This window comes from Pseudomonas sp. SZ57 (assembly GCF_009495975.1).
GTDB classification, from domain to species: domain Bacteria; phylum Pseudomonadota; class Gammaproteobacteria; order Pseudomonadales; family Pseudomonadaceae; genus Aquipseudomonas; species Aquipseudomonas syringae.
On sequence record NZ_WIBD01000009.1, the window covers coordinates 84,467 to 101,532 of the forward strand.

Genomic DNA, 17,066 nt, shown 5'->3' on the forward strand with positions numbered 1-17,066 from the left:
ATACTTTTACCTAACAAATGTTAGGTAGGCGTTGACTTGGCGAGGGAGTACCGCTACGTTATGGCTACCTAACGATAGTTAGGTAGGTTTTCTACCCTACCTCACAGGCCCGACCATGACCTCTAAATTGCGACTTTTCACCTCTCCTTCGGCTTTTCCGAATCCTCAACGCCTGCGTTTGTTCATCCACGAAAAAGGCATTGCCGATCAGTTCGAAGAAACCATTTATGACATGACGCCCGGTGGAGAGCAGCGTGGCTGGCGTCACCTGAACATGAACCCGTGGGGTGAAACACCGACCCTGGAACTGGCAGACGGCAGCTTCATTTCCGAGACAGCCGCTATCGCTCGCTATCTGGATCAGGCTTATCCAGGCCGCAAGATCATGGGCGAGGGCGCTCTGGAGCAGGGCCTCGACAACATGTGGGATAACCGCATCTGGGTGCATATCCTCTATCGGATCGTTACGGCCTTTCACGTGCTGCACACCGGCCTCGGTTTCAAGCTTGAACTGACCAAGAACGAAGCATGGGGCGAGCACTGCCGCAAAGAGGCGCTGAGCCATGCGGCATTGGTCAATCGTCATTTGTCCGATGGTCGCGAGTGGCTGCTGGGCGGCGATGCGCCAACGTTCGCGGACATCACGCTTGCAACTGCCATTGCCTTCTCCAAGTTCCCGGTCAACGCCACGCCACTGGATGAGCGTTTCGAGTTCCTGGACCTGTACTGGCAGCGCTGGCAGAAGCGTCCGGCTTTCCAGGCGGCTTATGCTGATCGCAGCAGCGGTATTCCTGAGCTGGACTCGCCGGCCGAATGATTGAGCTGTTGTACGCGCACCTTATCGCCGGGAACGTCAAGCAGGATGTTCCCGGCGATAGCCGTTGCAGCTTGGGAGAAACCGACGATGGCCGTTCAGCAGCCATGCGCTACACCGTCTTTCTACCTAACAAAAGGCAGGTTTTTGAATTAGCATGTGTCGGTTTCCAGAAACGCGTCCGAAGTACAAGGCACTACGATGACCATCAACGCCCGTGAGGCGATTCTGCTTGCTGCCAGAAACATCGCCCAGTCCCAGGGCTACAACGGCCTGAACTTTCGCGACCTGGCCGCACAGGTCGGAATCAAGCCGGCCAGTATTTACTACCACTTCCCCAGCAAGGCTGACCTGGGTGTCGCTGTTGCCAGGCGATACTGGCAGGACGGTGCCGCTGCACTCGAGACGATCTCCGCAGAAACCCCCGATCCCGGCGAAGCGTTACAGCGTTTCCCGGAAATTTTCCGGCGTTCGCTGGAGGTTGAAAACCGCCTTTGCCTGGGCACTTTCGTCGGCGCTGAAACCGACAACCTGCCGCCGCAGATGACTGAGGAAATGCAGCTGTTTGCCCAGGTCAACATTGCCTGGCTGAGCAAGCTTCTGGTGGCCGCGAACATTTGCACGCCCTCGGACAGCGAGGTGCGGGCGCAGGCCATTTTTTCTGCTGTGGCGGGCGCTCAACTGGTTGCCAGAAGCAGGTCGGACATTTCCCTTTTTGACACGTTGATCGACACCTATCGTGCCTGTGGGCCGCTGCCGAACCAAGTGAGTGTGGAACGGCGCTGACACTCGAATTCGAGAAGCTGCCAACCCTACCCACGCCATTCACTCCGGCAAGCGAAACTGCTTGCGCAAGCTCTTATCGAACGCCCCGGCAGGTGCGAAGCGCCGTAGCAGGCTGATTTGTCGGGCGGTCTTGCCGGCGGTGTATCGATGCCGGGGACGAACATCGCTCGCCGCTTTCAGCACCACCGCTGCCACAACCTCGGGCAGGTCGGCTGTCGGCATGACATCGGCGAGCAGTGCACGGACACCGGCTCGTGCCTGATCGTACGCCTGCAACTGCGAGTCAGGCTCGATGCCATTTTGATCGAAGACGGTGCGTACGTAGGCCGGCTCAATGACCGAGACCCTGACGTTGAAGGCACGAATTTCATGATCGAGCGATTCTGAATAGCCTTCAAGGGCATGCTTGACCGCCGAATAATGAGCCGAGTAGGGCGCCGGTATCAGTCCCAGGACCGACCCGATATTGATAATGCGCCCCTGACCTCGTTGGCGCATTGATGGCAGTACTGCGTTGGTCATGCGCATGACGCCAAACAGATTGACGTCGAACAGTGCCTGCACTTGCGGGATCGAGAACTCCTCGGCGCCGCCCAGCATACCGATGCCGGCATTGTTGACCAGCAGGTCGATACGCCCGGTCTGCGCGAGGACGGTGGCGACGAGCGCGCGGACAGAATCGTCATCCGTGACATCGCAGCTCAGCATGGAGACCTGTGCTGAACTGTTACCGGCTTTGCGGCTGGTGCCAAACACGGTGTACCCCGAGCGCGCCAAGGCCTCGGCGGTGGCGCGACCGATGCCCGATGAGGCACCCGTGACGATGGCGGTTCTTTCGGAAGAGGTGTCCATTTGATACTCCAATGCTCGACAGGCGCGGGCCTTGATGGTGGCTGGGCGGGGCGTTGAATAAGCGCTTACTTGATCTTCACGACGACCTTGCCCTTGGCGCGGCCCTGACCCAGGTATTCAAGCCCTTCGCGGGCCTGTTCAAACGCAAAGACGCTGTCAATCACCGGTTTTATCTGGCCACTTTCGAGCAACCTGGCAATGTCGCCAAGTTGAGCGCCATCCGCGCGGACAAACAGAAACGAGTACGACACACTTTTCTTCTTGGCCAGGCGCGTGATCCTGCGGCTCATCAACCCGAATACGAAGGTGAAGAAGGCATTCATCCGCCGAGCCTTGGCGAATGCCTTATCCAGCGGGCCGACCAGGGATACGATCCTGCCACCGGGCTTGAGGATGTCGACAGCTCTTTCAAGGTCGTCTCCCCGGGTGGTGCCAAGCACCAGGTCAACGTCGTGTAGCACCTGTTCGAATGCCTGCTCTTTGTAATTCACCACTTCATCTGCGCCCAGGCTACGAACCAGCGCCATATTTCCTGTGCTGGTGGTCGTGGCCACTGTGGCGCCCAGGTGTTTGGCCAGCTGGATGGCGAAGGTGCCGATACCTCCAGCCCCGGCCGGTATGAACACCTTCTGGCCCGCTTGAAGAGGGGCGCGATCTTTGAACGCCTGCCACGACGTAAGCCCGACCATCGGGATGGAGGCTGCCTGAACAAAGTTCAGGTTGGCGGGCTTCAATGCGGCAGCGTGTTCCGGTACGGCGGCGAACTCGGCGATGGCGCCCCTACCCAGTTCGAACAGGCTGGCGAAAACCGCGTCGCCTGCCTTGAATCGAGTGACTGCGCTGCCCACTTGAATGACCACGCCCGCCAGATCGCTGCCCATGGTGGCCGGTAGTTGCAACTTCACCACCGACTTGAAGACACCCGTAGTGATGATGTTGTCGATCGGGTTCAACCCGGCCGCGTGAACTTCCACCAACAGTTCGTCAGGTTTGATGGCAGGTATGGGGACGTGGGTAATCGCAAGCTCAGGCGACTTGCCGTAATTCTCAAATGTCAGTGCTTTCATGACGCTCTGATTCCAGTGTCGTCGAACAAGGATGTGCATCTGCCGCGGCTTGATCCGCTTCAGGCTTGCGGGCGATAGCGCTCGGCCGCCTGAGCCTGTCGAATGTCCGACATCAGCCCTAGTCGCGCCTCATCCAGCGAGTCCCAACGCCCCGCCACATGCAGCGGTGGAATGGTCACCTGTTCGCGGCGGTCGAAACCCACCAGTGCTGCATCAACCAGCTCTTCGACGTCCATCACCTCTGCAATAGTGTTCAGATCGATCCCCGCACGCTCCCAGATTTCTGTGCGCGTGGCTGCCGGAAGCACCGCCTGGACGTATACGCCCTTGGGCGCCAATTCCACGTTCATTCCTTGGGAAAGGAACAGTACGTAGGCCTTGGTCGCACCGTAGACCGACATGCCGAACTCTGGCGCAAAACCCACCACCGATCCGAGGTTGACGATCGAGCCCGAGCCGGACTGCGCGAAACGCGGGGCCACGGCGGCCGCAAGGCGTGTCAGGGCGACGATATTGAGTGCGACAAGCTTGTCGATGGACTCGGCGTTCTGTTGAACGAACCCTCCGGATTGGGCAATGCCCGCGTTGTTGATCAGCACATCGATGCTGGCGTCCTCACGCAGACGGGTTTCCAGAGCTGTGAGATCGGCAGATTGAGTCAAATCCGCCTGGATGACTTCAACGGCAACGCCGTTTTCTTCACGAAGGCGTGTTGCCAGGGCATCAAGACGTGCCTTGTCACGAGCGACCATCACGAGATTGTGACCGCGACGGGCAAAGCGTTCGGCATATACCGCGCCGATGCCGCTGGAAGCACCGGTAATGAGAACAGTGGATGGCGTTGTCATGGAGGAGGTACTCGTAATGTGCGTTGAGGAAGTCGCACTTATGATTACGATCCAAATCTAAAATGTCAACGTATTGATGTTGATCGACATCAAAAATGCTCGATGCCAATCTTGCCCGGTTTTCGGAAGGGGACGTGGGGAACATCGTCGCAAGACGTGCGGGCAAATGGCATGCACACCGTCGAAACCGCTTCTGTGCAAGCGCAGTCACGACGGAGTTTGTTTATCAATCGGGTGGCGGCAGTGCGCCTGTTTTCAGCCTGACGGCATAAGCACGGCGCATGTCATCAATTGCAGTACAGACTCGGCAGAGGGAATAGGGGGGGTATTCGTCTTTCTGTCGATGGTCAGGGAAGCGTAGCCGTGCGCGGTGCTCCAGGCGAGGAAGGTGCGCTGTTCAAGCAGTTCCGGCTCGGGCTCGCTACCGTATTTCGCTATCCAGGCATTGCGTATCGACTGGCGGAGCACTTGCAGCGCACGTTCACCCGATTTTAGAAGCCTGGGCAACGTGCGGTTTACACCCGCGCCAAACATCAACCGGAAGTGCTCGGGGTAACTTCTGGCGAAACTTACATAACCAATGCCGCAACCCAGGAGGGTGTCATCAAGTTCCTGTTGCACGCCAATGATGACGTCGGCCATGCGCTCATACCCATCGGCCACCACCTCTGCCAGCAGATTTTCCAGAGAGCCGAAATGGTGGGCGGGGGCGGCATGAGAGACATTCGCCCGTCTGGCGCACTCGCGCAGTGACATCCCGCGGACTCCCGCTTCCCCCACAATATCCCAGGCGGCCTGACGCAGGACGGCGGGCAGATTGCCGTGGTGGTAGGTCCGTGGGGCGTCTGAAGTCGACATGTAAGGCTCCCTATCATGAAACAAAAGTTATATTCCCATCGGTTCAGCCTATCTTGTCAGTGACAAGATAGGCTGTTCTAATGGCGCCAGATCATCTGACGGGCGTGGGGAATACCGATGAGCGACATCATCAACAGGCTTCGACTATTGACGCTGCGCGGCACGTTCACGCTGATCAGCCGTATTCTACCGGGCATCACCGGAAGATATCTCGCTCGACGTTTTGTGACTCCGCAGGCGTCCGGACGTGCCAAGGCTGCTGAAATTCTGAGTACAGCGACGGATGTGCAAACCGGTAGCCTTGAACTGGACGGCATCAGAATTGCCACTTATGTCTGGGGCGATCCCTCCAGCCAGCCGTATGTGTTGCTGGCCCACGGCTGGTCAAGTTACGCGATGCGTTTTATCGGATGGGTGCCGTTACTGCGCTCGATGGGCTACGCGGTGGTGGGGTTCGATCAGCCCGCGCACGGGTTGAGCGCAGGCAGCATCAGTCATATGACCCAGTTCGTGGCTGTGCAGCAGCACGTGGGGCGCCATTTCGGAAAGCCTGCGGCGGTGATAGCGCATTCACTGGGTGCTTCATCGATTGTTTTCGCTCAGGAGCAGTCGTGGTGCCCTGATCGTTTTATCCTGATTGCGCCGTTTCTGGCACCTACGGACAGCGTACTTCAACTGTTCGATTCAGTCGGTGTTGCCCACACAGTATTCAAACCTTTCGAGGGCGTCCTGCATTCGCTGACCGGTCGCCGCTTTGCAGACTACGACGCCAGTTCGCGACTGCCGCTGCTTGATCGTCCCGCCCTGGTCATTCATGACCGCCGTGACCGTGAAACACCGTGGGAAAAGGGCGCTCGTTTTGCAGAACTATGGCCGGGGGCGCGTCTGTTTACCACTGAAGGGCTTGGCCACAATCGGCTGATTGATCATCCTTTGGTGATTACGGAAGCGATGAAATTTCTGAAACCGGATCATCGTTAACGGCATCCGCAACGGATGGCCTTTCCAACGCTTCCACTCTAAAGCGTCTACACGCAGCTTCATGAAATCCGTATGTGCCAGCTGGATCTGGCTCGTTTAATTGCAAGATGAATAACGGAAGCCAGATGCGTTTCCGCTCATCACGAGCTGAGCTTCTTTTAAAAGTCCTGATGTAGCCGGACAGGCGAGTCAGTGTCTTCAGAAGTTGGAGGCCGCTATGGGTTTTAATAATTTTTCCGATGAATTGGCGGTGCTTGAAATCGTCCGCAGCGCGAACTTCGTTCGCCCTGGAAAGTTGACGTCCGGTCAAATTTATCTCGCGCTGATACGTCTTCAATCAGAAGTGCCGGCGGCCGGGGATTTCATGGCCATGATTGATGAGCTGGTCAAAGAGGGGCTGCTGGTTTCAGCCGCTGTGCTGGAGCACGATATCTCGTTTCCCTATGTCCAGCACATTGTTCTTGGTGTTACCGAAACAGGTGCGGCCGTACTGGAAGACCGGAGTTTTCAGGCTGACCTTTTTTACATGTGATCGACGGTGCCGTTCCAGCTACAGCGTCAGGAAAGAACCGACAGTCGCAACCGTCAGTCCCGGACTGACGAACCTCACTTGCCCTGCAGCTTATGCCGCGCATAGAGCACTGCCGTTCCGCCCGAGGCCGGACGGGCCTGTAGCTCGAACGTTTGTGGATAGCCTTTGATCAAATCGCTCAGTTTCTTGTAGCCATGGGTACGAGGATCGAACTCAGGCCGCAGTTTGGTGATGTTCGTGCCAATGGCGCCCAAGGGTGCCCAGCCGTCTTCATCAGCAATATCGTCCATTATCTTTGCAATGAAGCCCACAGGGGCTTTGGGTTTCTTGCTCGGCTCGGTTACCACTGATTTGACGTTGTTCGGTGTTGCAGCTGCATCCGGCGTAGAGTCTCCGGTGGCCGGTGTGGTGATCTCTTCACGAAGCAATTCGATGTAGATGAACTTGTCGCAGGCCGCCACGAAGGGTTTGGGTGTCTTTTCTTCGCCAAAGCCATAAACGGTCAGACCTTCCTCACGCAAGCGCGAGGCCAGGCGTGTGAAGTCACTGTCGCTGGACACCAGGCAGAACCCGTCGAAACGACGCGTGTAGAGCAAGTCCATAGCGTCGATTATCAATGAGCTGTCAGTGGCATTCTTGCCTTTGGTGTAGGCGAACTGCTGGATGGGCTGGATGGAGTAGTCGAGCAGAACTTTCTTCCAGCCGCCGAGTTGCGGGCCGGTCCAGTCACCATAGATGCGTTTGACGCTGGCCACGCCATATTTGGCGATCTCTTCGAAAAGGCCTTCTACGATCGCTGCTGGCGCATTGTCGGCATCGATCAGCACCGCCAGGTGCTTTTGAGAACTGTTGGGGTTTTGGACGGCCATGGATCACCCTCATAAGAAAGCACAACCATACCGCCAAAACGAGAGATTGGCGCTATTCCCCGACATCTATGCAAGGCAGGCCGCTGGCGAAGAGTTCCCGGCAGCGGCCTTGGCACCTCAGATTCGGAAACTGCCCACCAGTTGCGTCAGCCGGGTGGACTGCTGTTCAAGGTCAGTGCACGCACGCAGGGTCGCGTTCAGGTTCTCTACGCCTTGCTGGTTCAGCGTATTGATCTCGGTGATGTCCACGTTAATCGCTTCAACGACGGCTGTCTGCTCTTCGGTGGCAGTCGCCACCGACTGGTTCATGCCGTCGATTTCGCCGATACGCTCGGTGACGTTCTCCAGACTTGTCACGGCCTTGTTGGCAATCTCGACCGTTTCAACGCTTTCGCGCTGGCTGTCGTTCATGATCGACACTGCTTCACGAGCACCGGATTGCAGTTGCTCGATCATCTCTTGCACCTGACTCGCTGATTCCTGGGTTCGGTGCGCCAGGCTGCGGACTTCATCGGCGACCACGGCAAAACCTCTGCCAGCTTCACCCGCACGCGCGGCCTCGATGGCCGCATTGAGGGCCAATAGATTGGTCTGTTGCGAGATGCCGGTAATCACGTCCAGGATCTGGCCGATGTTGGCTGTTTTGGTATTCAGCGTTTCGATCTGCTCGCTTGCGCTGCTGATGCGCTTGGAAAGACGGCTCATGGCCGAGATGTTCTGCCCGACCACATCCTGCCCGTCCGACGCCAGTGTCCGTGCATCGCTGGAGTGACCCGATGCGCGCGCGGCATTCTGGGCGATCTCCTGCGTTGCTGCGCCCAGTTCATTGATGGCTGCGGCGACGCTGTTGGTGCGGTGGGACTGTTGATCGGAGTTGAGCATCGACGAGTTGGACGCATTCAGTACCCGCTGGGCAACTTCATTGAGCTGCACGGTGGAGGAGGCGACTTCACGCATCGAGTCATGGATTCGTTCTACAAAGAGGTTGAAACCATTGCCCAGATGCCCGAACTCGTCCTGGCTCTCGATGATCAGACGCTTGGTCAGATCACCTTCGCCGGCAGCGATATCGTGCATGGCGCGACCCATCAGGTTCAGTGGGCGCAGCAGGACACTCAGGAGCATGCCCAGCAGCAGGATGATCAGCACCACCGCAATCACAGTAGCCACGATGGCTGAGTTTCTGAACTCGCCCAGTGCCGCGTAGGCGATGTCTTTATCCATCGCTACACCGACGTACCAGTTGACCGAGGGCAGGCCGTCCACGTGAGCGAAGGTCAGGATCTGAGTCTTGCCGGCATGCTCGCTTTCACTCAGGTCTTGCGACAGCCTGGGCGTGTTCGCCGGGTAGACTTCGGCCAGCGTCTTCATCACCAGTGAGGTGTCCGGATGAACCAGGATGCGGCCATTCGCGTCGACCAGAAACGCGTATCCGTCGCCATGCAGCCGCAGCGAACTGATCATCTTCACCAGGATTTCCAGGCTCAGGTCGCCGCCAATCACACCGGCCACGCCAGACTCACCCTTGATCGGTGTGGCAAGGGTCACGATCAAACCCTTGGTCACGGCGTCCAGATACGGCTCGGTGAGGATGGTTTTGCCGGCGCGAACGGCATCGACATACCACGGCCGGGTTCTGGGGTCGTAATCGGCCGGCATGTCATCAGGCGGCTGGGTGACGAAGGAGCCATCACTTCTGCCCTGGTAAATGCTCATGAAGGTGGCGATCAGCGTGGGTCGGCCGAGCACCCGATTCTGCTCTTCCGGGGACTGAGGCGAAGAGGCGTTTTCCGCCAGGTTCTCTACCAGAAGAATTCGCCCTGAAAGCCAGTTACGGATATTGCCGGCGGTGCTTTCGCCCGTCTGGTTAAGGTTCTCCTTGAGCTGAACGCGCAACGCATTGCGCTGCAGATAATCGTTATAGAAGGTGAACAGGGTGAAGGCGGCGATCACCACAAGGGATGCCGCCAAGAGGATTTTATGACTGAATTTTAACGATTTTCTCATGCCGGTATGAGCCTTTAGGTATTACTCGGAAATGATGTACTGCGCACGCAACGGCGTGTTATCGGCTGGCAGGCTGATTAATGAATGCCGACCGTCATATAAATAGACGGTGCACAAAACGACAGGATTCATTTCGGAAAGCGACGCAGCGTTTTTCATGATGTTTTGATAACGTCACGAAAACAAAAATGAAGTGCATGGAACGCATTCAGCGCGTGGTTTCAATGTATACCTTTCTGCAACGTCTCACGCTTCCTGAGCTCTGCGGTTTTTATGGGGATAAAAGACATGGACCGTTCACCAGGCGGCACAGGTACATCGGCAAGAGTGGTGTTCAATTGGCGTGAATCAAGCGAGGTTTCAAGTGATCGCCAGGCGTAAATTCAGCGACGCAATGCAAGGAAAAAACCTTCGCTTTCTGAAAGAGGAACAGCCTGAGTCCACACGGCAAACGCGTGCCGGTTTTCTTCTTCTGGAGCACTTTTCGCTGCCTGCTTTCACCCAGGTGCTGGACGCCATTGTCACGGCCAATCTGCTGCGACGAGATCTGTTTTCGACCATCACGCTGGGTCTTGGCGAAGGCGAGGTGGTCAGCGATCTTGGGCTGGTGATTCGCCCGGACGATCTGTTTGGGCGTGACAGCCTTGCAGGACTGGACCTGCTGGTCATCTGCGGAGGCTATCGCACCGAGTTGAAGGCAAGCGATCACCTGATCCGCTTGTTGCGCGACGCTGCCTCTCAGGGGGTAACCCTGGCAGGATTATGGAATGGTGCCTGGTTCCTGGGGCGGGCCGGCTTGCTGGATGGCTACCGATGCGCGATTCACCCGGAGCATCGACCCGCTCTCGCGGAAATTGCCAGCGTGGGCCAAGTCACCAGTGAAGCGCATGTCGCAGACCGGGACCGACTGACCGCATCAAGTCCGACAGGCGCCTATCATATGGCCTTGGAGTGGATCAAAGGTCTGCATGGCAAGGCGCTGGTAGAGGGTATTGAAGACATTCTTTCATTCGAAGAGTCCAGATACCGGCGTATCAAAACCTCGCCGTTACTGTCTGTGAGCGCCCCTTTGCGCGAAGTGATCCGGCTCATGGAGTCGAATCTGGAGGAGCCTCTGGAAATGGAGGAGCTGGCCGTTTATGGGGGGCGTTCGCGACGTCAGCTTGAGCGATTGTTCAAAGAGCAATTAGGCACTACACCGCAGCGCTATTATCTGGAACTTCGCATCACCGAAGCTCGGCGGTTGCTACAGCACACCGAGTTGTCTCAAACCGAAGTGCTGGTGGCGTGCGGATTTGTATCGCCGAGCCATTTCAGCAAGTGTTACAGCTCCTACTTCGGCTACCGCCCCTCTGCGGAGAAAAGGCGTGTCAAATAAACAAGTGAGCGAGCAGCACAATCGTGTCGATCATCAAGTTTTGTGGCATGAACGTGCTTACTCAATGCTTGTCTGTTTTTCCGACGCCTCATGCTCTGCATACCACTGTGCATAAGGCGTGTTTTTCACCTTGCGCCGATTGAAATCCTCGGCGCCATCGGTCCACCACACTTCACCACGCTCGCCCAGTGCAACTTTGGCCTTGTCGACACTGGCACGAGCCGCCTTCAGGGCTGCGGGGTCTTCGGATGCCTTGGCGGCTTTGACTGCACGACGCGCAGCCATCAGCTCATCCACCAGATGCTGGCGGACGTCGTCGCTCAAAGAGGGATTGGAGCATCGCCAGAGTTGCCCCTTGACCACAAAATACCGACCATCTGGCGTGGTCGGATTCACCCTACGAATATCCGCGGGCGACCGCGTCAGCGCCGATCAGGCCTGTCACCCGTCCGGCCAGTGCGTCCAGCCCGAACGGCTTGGTCAGCACTTGCGTGCAGGGTCGCAGGTGGCAATCGTCGAGCACCGACGTCTTGGCGTAACCGGTGATGAACAGGGTCGGCAGGCCTGGTCGACAGTCACCGGCCGCATCGGCCATTTCCCGGCCATTCATGCCGCCTGGCAAGCCTATGTCACTGATCAGCAGGTCGATGCGTGTGTCCGACTGCAGGATCTGCAAACCTGACTGTGCGTCTGCCGCTTCCAGGCAGTTGTAGCCCAGACCGCTGATGACTTCGGCGACGAGCATCCTCACCGAGGGTTCGTCGTCCACGATCAGAACGGTTTCGCCGGTGTGATGCGGCGGTTCTTCGATGACTTCCGGCTCGACGGGGCGGGGAGCGTTTTCAGCGGTGTGGCGGGGCAGGTGCATGACCACGCTGGTGCCCTGGCCTTCGATCGACTCGACGCGAATCTGCCCGCCGGACTGGCGCACAAAGCCATACACCATCGACAGCCCGAGACCGGTGCCGGCACCTATGGCCTTGGTGGTGAAGAACGGTTCAAAGGCTTTGGCGGCGATGTCCGGGCTCATGCCGATGCCCGTGTCGGTCACGCGGATGCTCAGGTGCTCGCCGGCGGGAATACCGTGGTCCGGGTCGGTGCACTCTTCAAGGGACGCATTGGCGGTCTCGATGATAATGCGCCCGCCGTTGGGCATCGCGTCACGGGCGTTCAGGCACAGGTTCAGCAGCGAGCTTTCCAGCTGGGCGTGATCGATCAACGCAGGCCACAGGTCATTCTGCGCAACCACCTTTATGTCTATCTCCGGGCCGACGGTACGGGCGATCAGCTCTTCCATGTCATGAATCAAGCCGTTGACGTCGGTGACTCTCGGCGACAGTGTCTGGCGTCGAGAGAACGCCAGCAGGCGGTGAGTCAGCGACGCCGCGCGGCGTACCGCGCCCTGGGCGACCGACACGTAACGGTCTACGTCACCGACGCGGCCCTGGGCCAAGCGTTTGGTGATCAGTTCCAGGCTGCCGGAAATGCCGGCCAGCAAATTGTTGAAGTCATGGGCAATGCCCCCCGTCAGTTGCCCGACGGCATCCATCTTCTGCGAGTGGCGCAGGGCATCTTCGATTTGCTCGCGTTCGAAAACCGCCTGTTCGATGCGCTGTTCAAGTGTCTGGTTGAGCTCTCTGACCGCCTCTTCGGCTTTTTTTCTGGCGGTGACATCGATGGATGAGCCGATCAGGCCGATCACCTCGCCGTTTTCATCGAGCAGGGGCGCTTTGGTCGAGAGCCATATCGCTGCAGAGCCATCAGCCAGGTTGACCTGTTCTTCGATCTGTTCGCTGACGTTGTTCTGCATGATCCGGCGGTCGGTTTCCATGAGGATTCGCGCCTGTTGCTGGTCATCCAGGAAATCGAGGTCCGTCTTGCCAATGAAAAACTCGGGCGGCTTGCCGATCAGGTCAGCGGTGCCACGATTGGCAACGAGCATGCGGCCCTCAAGATCCTTGGCGTAGACAACGCCGGGAACGGCAGCGGTGAATATTCTCAACAACTCGTTGAGCCGGTCGCGCTCGTCTTCGGCAGTGCGACGGCTGTCTATATCGAGCAACACGCCCGGACTGCGAACAGGTTTGCCGCGACTGTCGCGCTCGATTCTTCCGCTGGCTTCGATCCAGCGATAAATGCCGTCTTCATGCAGAACCCGGTATTCGCATCGATAGGTTTCGCTGCTCTGCAGCGCTTCCTCGATCGACTTGTCGACTCTGGCCGAATCGTCAGGATGAATAGAGGCAATCACCAGTTCCAGTGGCAAGCCTTTGGCGCACAGCTTCGGGCACAAGCCGAAGGTCCGGGCAAAACGCTCATCGCCGGTCAAATGATCGGCAATGATGTCCCACACCCAAGTGCCGACAACTGCCCCCGAATCGAGGGTAAGTTGCAGCCGCTCGGCCGCTTCCTGCGCCGCGGGAAGGGGTGGCTGGGGGGCGAATGGCCTGCCGCCATAAACATCATTGCTCATCACTATCGACCCACTTGAACGCCTGGTTCACAAAGACTCAGTCATAGGGCAGCGCAGCGGCCTGAAAGTTGTACAAAATTTATTCTATTTTGTGCCTGATGCCCGACAAAGCGATGAGTGACACTCGATCATTTCATGATCATGCAGGGAGTGATATTAAATTAATATCATCTGAGGTGCGCGCTATTTTCAGCGGAGCAGGCAGGGCGGCGCTTTCAGGTCATGCCGGGGCTGGCGAATCACCTGAAAGCGCTGGTTTCATTCAAATATTTAACGTCTTGCCAACCTCTCAATGCTGTCCGACAGGCGCAGGCAGGTTGGCAGCCTGCACCGGCGACCAGCGGGTCAGCGCATAAAACACTGCGCCGCCCAGGATGCATCCGGTAAACCAGGCGAAGTTGGCAATCGGCTTGAACCACTCGACAAAGGTGAAGCACAGACCGACCAGTGCGGTGAGCAGCAAGGCCTTGACCGCGATCCAGTTCACGCCATTGGTGTACCAGTAGCGCCCGCTCGGCGTGTCATTGAACAGGGCGTCGACATCGATTTGCTGCTTCTTGATCAGGTAGTAATCCACCAGCAGGATGCCGAACAGCGGGCCGATGCAGGCCGCCAGCACGTCCAGGGTGTAGTGAATCACTTCAGGGTTGTTGAACAGGTTCCAGGGTGTGATGAAGATCGACGCCACCGCAGCGATCATGCCGCCTGCACGCCAGCTGATGCGGCTGGGCGCCACGTTGGCGAAGTCGAAGGCGGGGGAAACGAAGTTGGCGACGATGTTGATGCCGACCGTAGCGGTCACGAAAGTAAAGGCACCGAGCAGCACGGCGGTGGTGTTGTCGATGCGCGCGACGGTCGCGATCGGGTCGTGGATCATCTCGCCGAAAATCGGCAATGTGCCTGAAACAATCACCACCGTTACCAGTGAGAACGCCAGAAAATTCACCGGCAAACCCCAGAAATTGCCGCGGCGCACGTCGGCCATGCTGCGGCAATAGCGGCTGAAATCACCGAAGTTTAGCGTCGGCCCGGAGAAATACGAGACTACCAGCGCAATGGCCATGACCACCTGGCCGAACGCCGCCCAGCCGGACAACTCCTTTTCAGCCAGGGTAAAACTGATGTTGTCCCAGCCAGCGCGCCAGACAATCCAGCCTGCCAGGGCGAACATCACCGCGTACACGGCCGGGCCGGCCCAGTCGATGAAGCGCCTGATCGATTCCATACCTGTCCAGAACACCGCGGCTTGCACCACCCACAACGCGAGAAAGCCGAACCAGCCGAGCCAGGACAGACCGAGAAACGTCACGCTTTGATACGCGGCCAGTTCCGGGAAGAAACGCAGCACCACGATCACCAGTGCGCTGGACGCCAGGTAAGTTTGAATGCCGTACCACGCCACGGCGATGAGCCCGCGAATGATGGCGGGAATGTTGGCACCGAACACGCCGAAAGCCAGGCGGCAGATGACCGGGTAGGGCACGGCGGCTTGCTGACTGGGTTTGGCGACCAGATTGGCAATCACCTGAATGATGCAGATCCCCACCAGCAGGGCGATCAGCACCTGCCAGCTGGCCAGGCCCAGGGCGAACAGACTGGCGGCGAAAACGTAGCCGCCGACGCTGTGCACGTCGCTCATCCAGAACGCCAGAATGTTGTACCAAGTCCACTTCTGCGGCACCGGCCCCAGATCGTGGTTGTGCAGGCGCGGGCTGTACCCGGCTGGGCGTTGATCTGTCATTGCGTGACTCCCTCGGTGTGTCGTAACGGGATCGGAGTACGATCGATGATTTTTTTGTATACGATCGTGTACGCAAAACATGTGCCATGCGATTTCTCGTTGATAGGGAATGGCTGCGAGTCTTGTTTTAGGGCGTTTCCACTCAGGCGGGCGGGTAAATCGGGAAAGTCCGAGCAGGTGCTTGAAGTGCACGTAAACAGGGCGCTTTTGCTCATTTACGGTGCGACTCATGCGTTTTCAGTTGAGTGGCTAGCTGGCGTTTTATTCAAATCGCGCTACTCATCATGTTCCGCATCAGGCACTATTCTTGTATACGATCTGTAATGCCAATGTGATGTGAAGCCATGATCCGACCTGACAGTGCCCCGTTGTTTCTCACGCCTGCCGCTGATGAAAAGGGCCGTGACGAACAGATTTACCAGCATGTCCTGGAAGCCATCGTCGAACACCGGCTCGCTCCGGGAACGCGCTTGCCCGAGGACGCCCTGGCCGAAGTGTTCGAGATCAGCCGCACCGGCATTCGCAAGGTTTTGCAGCGCCTGGCGCTGGAACGACTGGTGACCTTGCGCCCCAAGCGTGGCGCTGAGGTCGCGCAACCGTCGGCTCAGGAGGCACAGGATGTATTGGGTGCCAGGCAACTGATCGAGCCCGCGCTGATGGCCGATATCGCCACCCGAGTCGGTGGTCAGCGTCTGCAAGCCCTGCGTGCGCTCTGCGCTCAGGAGCATGAGGCGCAACATGCGGGGCGCCACAGCGAAGCGATTCAACTGTCGGCGCGCTTTCATGTGCAGTTGAGCGCGCTGGCGGGCAATCAGGTGTTGACCGAACAGGTCGCGCAGCTCACCACGCGGTCGTCGTTGATTGTGGCGGTGTACGGCTCGCGACGCAGTGTCGGCTGTGATTGTGGCCAGCATGTCGACTTGCTGGCCTTGCTCGAAAGCGGGCAAGGCGAACAGGCACGCGAGTGGATGGCCGAGCATTTGCGCCGCATTCGCGCCAGCCTGAATGTAGATACGCCGCTCAGCGAGACAGTAGATTTTCATAGCATTTTCAAACGGCGCTGAAGGAGTTCCGGTGCGTATTCAAGTGATCAACCCCAATACCAGCGAAGCCATGACCCACAAGATCGGCCTGGCCGCGCAAGCCATAGCGCGCCCCGGCACGCAGATCATCGCCTGCAGTCCGGCGGATGGCCCGGTGTCCATCGAAGGCCATTTCGATGAGGCGATAGCGACGCTGGGCGTGCTGGAAGAAGTGCGCAAGGGACGCGAGCAACAGGTCGACGCGCACATCATCGCCTGTTTCGGCGACCCCGGCCTGCTGGCGGCACGCGAGTACGCCAGCGCCCCGGTGATCGGCATCGCCGAAGCGGCCTTTCATATGGCCAGCCTGATTTCCACCCGTTTCGCCGTGGTCACCACGCTGACCCGCACGCGGATCATTGCCGAGCATCTGTTGCAGCGTTATGGCTTCAGTGAGTTGTGCACATCGGTGCGTTGTATCGATCTGCCGGTGCTGGCGCTGGAGGAAAGCGGGCCGGAGCTCATCGAATGCATGGCCGAACAGGCCCGTCGCGCCCGTGACGAAGAAGGGGCCGGAGCGATTGTGTTGGGTTGCGGCGGGATGGCGGATCTGGGCAGGCAACTGAGCGAGGCGATCGGCCTGCCGGTCATCGACGGCGTGGCTGCGGCGGTGAAACTGGCCGAATCGCTGGTGGACCTGGGCCTGACCACCAGCAAACACGGCGACCTGGCCGACCCCATCGGCAAACCGTTCAAAGGCCGGTTTGCTTATCTGAGCCGGTGATGGCGTTTGCCCGCAGGGCGCAGGAGCGAACGTGTTCGCGAAAGGGGCGGCATG

16 protein-coding genes and 1 pseudogene are annotated in these 17,066 nt (G+C 58.3%); 7 read left to right on the forward strand and 10 right to left on the reverse strand.

From position 1 onward, the window contains the following. The first annotated feature begins 115 nt into the window (after nt 1-115). On the forward strand, nt 116-817 hold the full coding sequence (locus GE543_RS12200) for a glutathione S-transferase family protein (RefSeq protein WP_004404359.1): 702 nt from the start codon (nt 116-118) through the stop codon (nt 815-817). Nucleotides 818-1,015: 198 nt separating this feature from the next. Then, on the forward strand, nt 1,016-1,600 hold the full coding sequence (locus tag GE543_RS12205) for a TetR/AcrR family transcriptional regulator (RefSeq protein ID WP_153221523.1): 585 nt from the start codon (nt 1,016-1,018) through the stop codon (nt 1,598-1,600). Between the two features lie 39 nt (nt 1,601-1,639). Here the strand turns inward: GE543_RS12205 and GE543_RS12210 are convergent, their stop codons facing one another. The 4 genes from GE543_RS12210 to GE543_RS12225 all read right to left on the reverse strand — a co-directional run bounded on the left by GE543_RS12210 (nt 1,640) and on the right by GE543_RS12225 (nt 5,225). Beyond that, nucleotides 1,640-2,452 (reverse strand): oxidoreductase, encoded by an 813-nt coding sequence (locus GE543_RS12210; protein ID WP_153221524.1) that lies wholly within the window; start codon nt 2,450-2,452, stop codon nt 1,640-1,642. A 65-nt stretch (nt 2,453-2,517) separates the two neighbouring features. Beyond that, nucleotides 2,518-3,519 (reverse strand): NADP-dependent oxidoreductase, encoded by a 1,002-nt coding sequence (locus tag GE543_RS12215; protein ID WP_153221525.1) that lies wholly within the window; start codon nt 3,517-3,519, stop codon nt 2,518-2,520. A gap of 59 nt (nt 3,520-3,578) precedes the next feature. Next, nucleotides 3,579-4,367, reverse strand: coding sequence for an SDR family oxidoreductase (locus tag GE543_RS12220; protein ID WP_032661249.1), 789 nt, complete (start codon nt 4,365-4,367; stop codon nt 3,579-3,581). Between the two features lie 255 nt (nt 4,368-4,622). Beyond that, a complete protein-coding gene (locus GE543_RS12225; protein WP_153221526.1) occupies nt 4,623-5,225 on the reverse strand; it encodes a TetR/AcrR family transcriptional regulator in 603 nt (200 codons plus the stop codon). A 117-nt stretch (nt 5,226-5,342) separates the two neighbouring features. Here GE543_RS12225 and GE543_RS12230 point away from each other — a divergent pair, with 117 nt between their 5' ends. Together GE543_RS12230 and GE543_RS12235 are read left to right on the forward strand one after the other, a co-directional pair. Then, nucleotides 5,343-6,206, forward strand: coding sequence for an alpha/beta hydrolase (locus GE543_RS12230; RefSeq protein WP_153221527.1), 864 nt, complete (start codon nt 5,343-5,345; stop codon nt 6,204-6,206). Between the two features lie 217 nt (nt 6,207-6,423). Then, nucleotides 6,424-6,738, forward strand: coding sequence for a hypothetical protein (locus GE543_RS12235; RefSeq protein WP_046270705.1), 315 nt, complete (start codon nt 6,424-6,426; stop codon nt 6,736-6,738). Between the two features lie 74 nt (nt 6,739-6,812). On the opposite strand, the gene GE543_RS12240 is transcribed toward GE543_RS12235, so the two are convergent. From GE543_RS12240 to GE543_RS27860, 3 genes and pseudogenes are all read right to left on the reverse strand, one after another. Continuing rightward, entirely contained in the window at nt 6,813-7,607 is a 795-nt protein-coding gene (locus GE543_RS12240; RefSeq protein WP_153221528.1) for an NYN domain-containing protein, read from the reverse strand. 117 nt (nt 7,608-7,724) lie between these two features. Further along, entirely contained in the window at nt 7,725-8,564 is an 840-nt protein-coding gene (locus GE543_RS27855) for a methyl-accepting chemotaxis protein (RefSeq protein ID WP_371927157.1), read from the reverse strand. 15 nt (nt 8,565-8,579) lie between these two features. After that, nucleotides 8,580-9,614, reverse strand: a pseudogene (locus tag GE543_RS27860) (cache domain-containing protein); the annotation flags it as partial. A gap of 394 nt (nt 9,615-10,008) precedes the next feature. Here GE543_RS27860 and GE543_RS12255 point away from each other — a divergent pair. Continuing rightward, nucleotides 10,009-10,992, forward strand: coding sequence for a GlxA family transcriptional regulator (locus tag GE543_RS12255; RefSeq protein ID WP_153221548.1), 984 nt, complete (start codon nt 10,009-10,011; stop codon nt 10,990-10,992). A 57-nt stretch (nt 10,993-11,049) separates the two neighbouring features. Here GE543_RS12255 and GE543_RS12260 read toward each other — a convergent pair whose 3' ends face one another. The 3 genes from GE543_RS12260 to GE543_RS12270 all read right to left on the reverse strand — a co-directional run bounded on the left by GE543_RS12260 (nt 11,050) and on the right by GE543_RS12270 (nt 15,206). Continuing rightward, the gene (locus GE543_RS12260; protein ID WP_249725236.1) at nt 11,050-11,388 is read right to left on the reverse strand and encodes a hypothetical protein; all 339 of its coding nucleotides are present in this window, start codon (nt 11,386-11,388) and stop codon (nt 11,050-11,052) included. A 1-nt stretch (nt 11,389) separates the two neighbouring features. Next, nucleotides 11,390-13,465, reverse strand: coding sequence for a PAS domain-containing sensor histidine kinase (locus tag GE543_RS12265; protein WP_153221531.1), 2,076 nt, complete (start codon nt 13,463-13,465; stop codon nt 11,390-11,392). Nucleotides 13,466-13,754: 289 nt separating this feature from the next. Further along, nucleotides 13,755-15,206 (reverse strand): NCS1 family nucleobase:cation symporter-1, encoded by a 1,452-nt coding sequence (locus GE543_RS12270; RefSeq protein ID WP_003417967.1) that lies wholly within the window; start codon nt 15,204-15,206, stop codon nt 13,755-13,757. Nucleotides 15,207-15,550: 344 nt separating this feature from the next. Here GE543_RS12270 and GE543_RS12275 point away from each other — a divergent pair, with 344 nt between their 5' ends. Together GE543_RS12275 and GE543_RS12280 are read left to right on the forward strand one after the other, a co-directional pair. Further along, nucleotides 15,551-16,270 carry a GntR family transcriptional regulator gene (locus GE543_RS12275; RefSeq protein ID WP_046237466.1) on the forward strand — a complete coding sequence of 240 codons (720 nt, stop codon included), beginning with the start codon at nt 15,551-15,553 and terminating at the stop codon, nt 16,268-16,270. A 10-nt stretch (nt 16,271-16,280) separates the two neighbouring features. Further along, nucleotides 16,281-17,012, forward strand: coding sequence for an aspartate/glutamate racemase family protein (locus tag GE543_RS12280; RefSeq protein ID WP_371927156.1), 732 nt, complete (start codon nt 16,281-16,283; stop codon nt 17,010-17,012). Nucleotides 17,013-17,066 lie beyond the last annotated feature (54 nt).

Coding starts and splice junctions, on each gene's coding strand:
- GE543_RS12215 (WP_153221525.1), bottom strand. CDS start 3,519: ATGAAAGCACTGACATTTGAGAATTACGGCAAGTCGCCTGAGCTTGCG.
- GE543_RS12200 (WP_004404359.1), top strand. CDS start 116: ATGACCTCTAAATTGCGACTTTTCACCTCTCCTTCGGCTTTTCCGAAT.
- GE543_RS12210 (WP_153221524.1), bottom strand. CDS start 2,452: ATGGACACCTCTTCCGAAAGAACCGCCATCGTCACGGGTGCCTCATCG.
- GE543_RS12240 (WP_153221528.1), bottom strand. CDS start 7,607: ATGGCCGTCCAAAACCCCAACAGTTCTCAAAAGCACCTGGCGGTGCTG.
- GE543_RS27855 (WP_371927157.1), bottom strand. CDS start 8,564: ATGCGTGAAGTCGCCTCCTCCACCGTGCAGCTCAATGAAGTTGCCCAG.
- GE543_RS12225 (WP_153221526.1), bottom strand. CDS start 5,225: ATGTCGACTTCAGACGCCCCACGGACCTACCACCACGGCAATCTGCCC.
- GE543_RS12270 (WP_003417967.1), bottom strand. CDS start 15,206: ATGACAGATCAACGCCCAGCCGGGTACAGCCCGCGCCTGCACAACCAC.
- GE543_RS12235 (WP_046270705.1), top strand. CDS start 6,424: ATGGGTTTTAATAATTTTTCCGATGAATTGGCGGTGCTTGAAATCGTC.
- GE543_RS12205 (WP_153221523.1), top strand. CDS start 1,016: ATGACCATCAACGCCCGTGAGGCGATTCTGCTTGCTGCCAGAAACATC.
- GE543_RS12255 (WP_153221548.1), top strand. CDS start 10,009: ATGCAAGGAAAAAACCTTCGCTTTCTGAAAGAGGAACAGCCTGAGTCC.
- GE543_RS12275 (WP_046237466.1), top strand. CDS start 15,551: ATGATCCGACCTGACAGTGCCCCGTTGTTTCTCACGCCTGCCGCTGAT.
- GE543_RS12265 (WP_153221531.1), bottom strand. CDS start 13,465: ATGAGCAATGATGTTTATGGCGGCAGGCCATTCGCCCCCCAGCCACCC.
- GE543_RS12220 (WP_032661249.1), bottom strand. CDS start 4,367: ATGACAACGCCATCCACTGTTCTCATTACCGGTGCTTCCAGCGGCATC.
- GE543_RS12230 (WP_153221527.1), top strand. CDS start 5,343: ATGAGCGACATCATCAACAGGCTTCGACTATTGACGCTGCGCGGCACG.